The following is a 5,318-nucleotide window of genomic DNA, read 5'->3' on the forward strand; positions in this document are numbered from 1 at the left end:
ATGCTCGGCCCGGCCCGGACGAGCGCCCCAGACCGCGCACCTCCCGGGAGCGGTACGCCTGGGAGCCGCGCACCCCCTCGGGGCGCCGGGCCGCCGCCGCGGTGTCACCCCCGCGGGGCGGGGCCCATGACGCGGTACATGCCGATCGAGTCGTGCGCCGCGGTGTCCGTGAAGCCGAACTTCTCGTAGAGGAAGCGCGCGGGGCCGTCGGCTATCAGCGAGACGTACGCGCTCTCGGGCGCCCGCCGGTCCAGCTCCTCGGTGAGCGCGGCCATGATCCGCTTGCCGAGCCCGCGCCCCTGGTGCGCGGGGTGCACGCAGATGTCGGCGATCTGGAGCACGGTCCCCCCGTCACCGACGATCCGCCCCATCCCGACGGGCTCCCCCGCGTGCCGGAGCACCACGCCGTACCAGGTGTTCCGCAGCGAGAGCGCGACCGCCTCCGGCGTCTTGTCGGAGAGCCCGGCATCGGTACGCAGCCGGCGGAACTGCGCGACAGAGGGGACGCCCGCCCGCACCTCGTAAGGGTCAGATTCGCTAGACATGCATTACATACTAGAGCGTGTCCGGCGGACCGCTACGGGGCCAGCAGGACGTCCAGCTCGCTCAGGGCGTCCTCGGTGATGGTGCGCATGGTGGACTCGGCGCGCGGGCCATCGCCCTCGCGGATGGCCTCGGCGACCCGCACATGCAGGGTGACCGCCTCCTGGCGGGGGTCGCTGAACATCACCTCGTGCTCCGTGCGCCCGGTCAGCACCGCGGCCACCACATCGCCGAGCCGCGCGAACATCTCGTTCCCCGAGGCGCGCAGCACGGCGCGGTGGAACGCGACATCGTGCACCAGATAGTTCTCCAGCTGCTGGCCGCGGGACGTCGCCACCATGCCCAGCGCCTGCTCGGTGATCCGGGCGCAGTCCTGGGCGCCGCCCTGCTCGGCGGCGAGCCGGGCGGCCACCGGCTCGACCGCCGAGCGCAGCACCGTCAAGGACCGCAGCTGCCGGGGGCGGTCGGCCCCGGCCAGCCGCCAGGTGATGACCTGCGGGTCGTACACGTTCCACTCGTGCACCGGCAGCACCGTCACCCCGACCCGGCGCCGCACCTCCACCAGGCGCATGGACTCCAGGACCCGCACCGCCTCGCGGACCACGGTCCGCGAGACCTCGTACCGATCGGCCAGCTCGTCCGCGCGCAGCACCGTGCCCGGCGGGTGGACGCCCGCGGTGATGGCCGGGCCGAGCGCGGCGAGCAGCCGCGCGTGCAGCCCCTGGCCGGTGCGCCGGCCAGGCTCCCGCACCCCGGCCTCCTGGACGCCTTCGTCGCTGGTCACTGGGTCTCCCATGTCCTGCCCCTCCCCGAGAGGAACCAGCCTACGGGGTCGGCCTCGGAACAATTAAGTATGACTTTTAGTGGTTGATCTCTTGAATACATGTGACCTATGCGGTTGAGTATGCCCGGCGCCGAGGTCGAGGAAGACAGCGAGGTCGATGATGAGTGCCAGTCCCGCCAGCGTCGTGGTGGTGGTCATGGGCGTGTCCGGAACGGGCAAGTCCACCGTCGGTGCGCTGCTGGCCGCCGCACTGCGCGTGCCGTACGCCGAGGGCGACGCGTTCCACTCCCCCGCGAACGTCGCCAAGATGGCCGCGGGCACCCCGCTGGACGACGCGGACCGCGGCCCCTGGCTGGACGCCATCGGGGCGTGGGCGCGCTCCCGCGCCGGGCGCGGCGGCGTCGTCAGCTGCTCCGCGCTCAAGCGGTCCTACCGGGACCGGCTGCGGGCCGCGGCCCCCGGCCTGTTCTTCCTCCACCTCACCGGCGACCGGGCGCTGATCTCGGAGCGGCTGGCCGCGCGCACGGACCACTTCATGCCGGTCTCCCTGCAGGACTCGCAGTTCGCCGCGCTGGAGCATCTGCAGCCCGGCGAGCGCGGCGCCACCGTCTCCGTCGCCCGGGAGCCGCAGGCCGTCGTCGAGCGGGCCGTCGCCGCGCTGCGGGCGCAGCACGCCGGCCCGGCCCTGCGCGCCTGACCCGTACCCCCGTCCCAGCCGAACAGTAGGGAACAGCCGTGCTTCATCTCAGTGCCGAGATGCTGGCCGCCGGATCGGACTCGCCCGACCCGATCACCTCCGCGGGCAGCGCCCAGCTCGGGATCTCCGTCCTCGTCGGGATCGCGGTCCTCGTCGTCCTCATCACCCGGTTCAAGGTGCACGCCTTCCTGGCGCTGACACTCGGCTCGCTGGTGCTGGGCGCCGCGGCCGCCGCCCCCCTGGACAAGGTGATCGCGAGCTTCTCCGGCGGCCTCGGGGACACCGTCTCCGGCGTCGGCGTCCTGATCGCGCTCGGCGCGATCCTGGGCAAGCTGCTGGCCGACTCCGGCGGCGCCGACCAGATCGTCGACACGATCCTCGCCCGCGCGAACGCCCGCACCATGCCCTGGGCGATGGGTCTGATCGCGGGCGTCATCGGGCTGCCGCTCTTCTTCGAGGTCGGCATCGTGCTGCTGATCCCGGTGGTGCTGCTGGTCGCCAGGCGCGGCAACTTCTCGCTGATGCGGATCGGCATCCCGGCCCTCGCGGGGCTGTCCGTCATGCACGGACTGGTCCCGCCGCACCCCGGGCCGCTGGCCGCGATCGACGCCGTCGACGCCAACCTCGGCGTCACCCTCGCCTTCGGGGTGCTCGTCGGCGTGCCGACGCTGATCGTCGCCGGTCCGCTGTTCGGCAAGCTCGCCGGGCGCTGGGTGGACACCGAGCCGCCCGAGGGCCTCATCCCGCAGCGCCCCTCGCAGGAGCTGGACCGGCGCCCCGGCTTCGGCGCCACGCTGACGACGGTGCTGCTCCCGGTCGTCCTGATGCTGGCCAAGGCCCTCGGCGACATCGTCATCGACGACCCCGACAACCATGTGCAGCGCGTCCTGGACGTCATCGGCGCCCCGATGATCGCGCTGCTGGCCGCGGTCGTCGTCGCGATGTTCACCCTCGGACGAGCCGCGGGCTTCGACCGGGAGCGGGTCACGCGGACGGTGGACCAGTCGCTGAAGCCCATCGCGGGCATCCTGCTGATCGTCGGCGCGGGCGGCGGGTTCAAGCAGACGCTGATCGACATCGGCGTCGGCGACATGATCCTCGACTTCTCCGAGGACTGGTCGATCCCCACGCTGCTGCTGGCCTGGCTGATCGCGGTGGCCATCCGGCTGGCGACCGGCTCCGCGACGGTGGCCACCATCTCGGCCGCGGGCCTGGTCGCGCCACTGGCCGCCGATATGGGCACCGCCGAGTCGGCGCTACTCGTCCTCGCCGTCGGCGCAGGCTCGCTCTTCTTCAGCCATGTCAACGACGCGGGCTTCTGGCTGGTGAAGGAGTACTTCGGGATGAACGTCGGGCAGACGCTGAAGACCTGGTCGGTGATGGAGACCATCATCTCCGTCGTCGCCCTGCTCTTCCTGCTGCTGCTCTCCCTGGTGGTCTGAGGCGTCTCCCGCGGATCCCGGCGGTCCTCCGCCGGGGCTCCCGGGCAGGGGCCGCCGTTCCCCGCGCCCCCTCCAGGGCGCCGGTCCGCCGGCCGTGCTCGGGGGGAGTACGGCCGGCGGACCGGCTCCGGGCGGCCGGGCCGCCGGGGACCGGCGGACACAGATTTGCTCCGGTCTGTGTCCGCGTCCGCCGCCACAGAGCGGGCGCCGCGCCAGAGGGGGCGGGCGGCGCCGACACCGCGACCGTCCCGCCGATGTCCGGCGGCGCTTCAGACGACGGTGCAGGCACCGTACGGGCCCGGCCCGCCGCACGTCACTCCGTATCGCGCGGCGCTATCCGGATTGCGGGGGACGGCCGCGTGGCGTAGGTCGGCCCGGAGCGCAGCGTCTCGGACGGCGTCTCCCCGAACCGGGCCCGGTAGCGCTGCGCGAACCGGCCCAGGTGCGCGAAGCCCCAGCGGTGGGCGACCTCGCTGATCCGCGTCGCCCCGGGCGCCGAGGAGCGCAGCTGCGCGTGCGCCCGCTGCAGCCGCACCTCGCTGACGTACGCCGTCGGGGACATCCCCACATGGGTGCGGAACGCCTCCTGCAGGGTGCGCAGGCTGACCTGGCCGATGGCCGCGAGCCGGGCCGCGTCGTACGGCTCGGCCGGGTACGCGCGGACCATGTCCATCACACGCTGGACCGCTGAGGGCCGCATCGGCGCAGCGGCCTCCGTCAGCTCCGCCCGGTAGGTGTGGCCCGCGGCCAGCAGCAGGCCGTCCAGCAGGGTCTGTTCGATCCGGTCGCGGATCAGCGGCTGGGCCAGCAGCCCGTGCGGCACGTCCTGCTCCAGGAGGCTCCACAGCGCCAGGTCGGCCCAGCTGCGGCCGGGCCCCCGGGTGACGTCCATGGAGGTGTCGAAGCGCGGCCGGTGCGGCAGCGGCCTGCCCAGCAGCGCCTCCAGCCGGCGGTGCACGGCCAGCCTGTCCACCTTCACGGCGAGGCAGCGGCAGTCGACGGACCACCTGTCGACGTGCAGGTCCGCGTCCGCGTCGAAGATGCCCGCGCGCCGCGGGGTGAGGCACCGGTGGTCGTCGCGGCCCTGCCGGTAGCGGAACCGTCCCACGAGCGGCACGGCCACGTGGTACGCGCCCAACTCGCCGTAGCTGAGCCCCACTTCCGTGCCGAAGCTGGCCTCGCCCACGGTCAGCGCCCCCAGGTCGACCACGCTGAGACTGTGCAGGAAGTCCTCGTCCGGGCCGACGACCCGCAGCCGGCCCTCGTAGAAGTGGGTGGCTATCGCGTCCTCGGCCTCGGCGACGGATCGCGTGACGTACGCGCTGTACCCGGCTGCCCTGCTGTGTCCCGACACCATGCTTCCTCCCCCCGGCGACACAAGGATGACGCCAACCGCCGCGCTCCGCGAGACGCGCGCACCGCCGGGCTGTGCGCACGGCGCCGCCCCCGCGGCGGGACGTCCCCGCACCGGCGAACCGTTCGGGGGGATTCCACTTGTCCGGCACGGTGCACAACAGCGCGGTATCGAGCTCGCCGGCGCAGGCGAAACCGCTATGCTGCTGTTGGGAATTCCACCGGGAGAGCCCTCGATTGGAGCAGATCATGAGCAGCAACCCGTTTGACGACGCGGACGGCCAGTTCTATGTCCTGGTGAACGACGAGGAACAGCACTCACTGTGGCCTTCGTTCGCCGAGATTCCGGCCGGCTGGCGGGTCGTATTCGGCGAGGAGAGCCGTCAGAAGTGCCTGGACTATGTCGAGGAGAACTGGACGGATCTGCGCCCCAAGAGCCTGCGCGACGCCATGGCGGCCTGACGGGCTCACCTGTTCCGCTATTCCGCAGGGGGCCCGG

6 protein-coding genes are annotated in these 5,318 nt (G+C 72.8%); 3 read left to right on the plus strand and 3 right to left on the minus strand.

The annotated features are described in order from the left end of the window. Positions 1-104: 104 nt before the first annotated feature. Positions 105-545 (minus strand): GNAT family N-acetyltransferase, encoded by a 441-nt coding sequence (locus tag G5C65_RS30565; RefSeq protein WP_165302298.1) that lies wholly within the window; start codon positions 543-545, stop codon positions 105-107. A gap of 32 nt (positions 546-577) precedes the next feature. Beyond that, a complete protein-coding gene (locus tag G5C65_RS30570) occupies positions 578-1,327 on the minus strand; it encodes a FadR/GntR family transcriptional regulator (protein WP_338146744.1) in 750 nt (249 codons plus the stop codon). Positions 1,328-1,487: 160 nt separating this feature from the next. Here G5C65_RS30570 and G5C65_RS30575 point away from each other — a divergent pair, with 160 nt between their 5' ends. Further along, a complete protein-coding gene (locus tag G5C65_RS30575) occupies positions 1,488-2,024 on the plus strand; it encodes a gluconokinase (protein WP_165302303.1) in 537 nt (178 codons plus the stop codon). A 38-nt stretch (positions 2,025-2,062) separates the two neighbouring features. Then, the gene (locus tag G5C65_RS30580; protein ID WP_165302300.1) at positions 2,063-3,466 is read left to right on the plus strand and encodes a GntT/GntP/DsdX family permease; all 1,404 of its coding nucleotides are present in this window, start codon (positions 2,063-2,065) and stop codon (positions 3,464-3,466) included. Positions 3,467-3,779: 313 nt separating this feature from the next. Here the strand turns inward: G5C65_RS30580 and G5C65_RS30585 are convergent, their stop codons facing one another. Next, positions 3,780-4,823, minus strand: a complete 1,044-nt coding sequence (locus tag G5C65_RS30585; RefSeq protein ID WP_165302301.1) for a helix-turn-helix transcriptional regulator — start codon at positions 4,821-4,823, stop codon at positions 3,780-3,782. 245 nt (positions 4,824-5,068) lie between these two features. On the opposite strand from G5C65_RS30585, the gene G5C65_RS30590 reads away from it, so the two are divergent. Further along, a complete protein-coding gene (locus G5C65_RS30590; protein WP_165302302.1) occupies positions 5,069-5,281 on the plus strand; it encodes an MbtH family protein in 213 nt (70 codons plus the stop codon). Positions 5,282-5,318 lie beyond the last annotated feature (37 nt).

The organism is Streptomyces boncukensis, assembly GCF_011045075.1.
Classification (GTDB): domain Bacteria; phylum Actinomycetota; class Actinomycetes; order Streptomycetales; family Streptomycetaceae; genus Streptomyces; species Streptomyces boncukensis.

Excerpts from the sequence above, each read along its gene's own strand:
- G5C65_RS30585 (WP_165302301.1), bottom strand. The coding sequence starts at position 4,823 with ATGGTGTCGGGACACAGCAGGGCAGCCGGGTACAGCGCGTACGTCACG.
- G5C65_RS30575 (WP_165302303.1), top strand. The coding sequence starts at position 1,488 with ATGAGTGCCAGTCCCGCCAGCGTCGTGGTGGTGGTCATGGGCGTGTCC.
- G5C65_RS30590 (WP_165302302.1), top strand. The coding sequence starts at position 5,069 with ATGAGCAGCAACCCGTTTGACGACGCGGACGGCCAGTTCTATGTCCTG.
- G5C65_RS30565 (WP_165302298.1), bottom strand. The coding sequence starts at position 545 with ATGTCTAGCGAATCTGACCCTTACGAGGTGCGGGCGGGCGTCCCCTCT.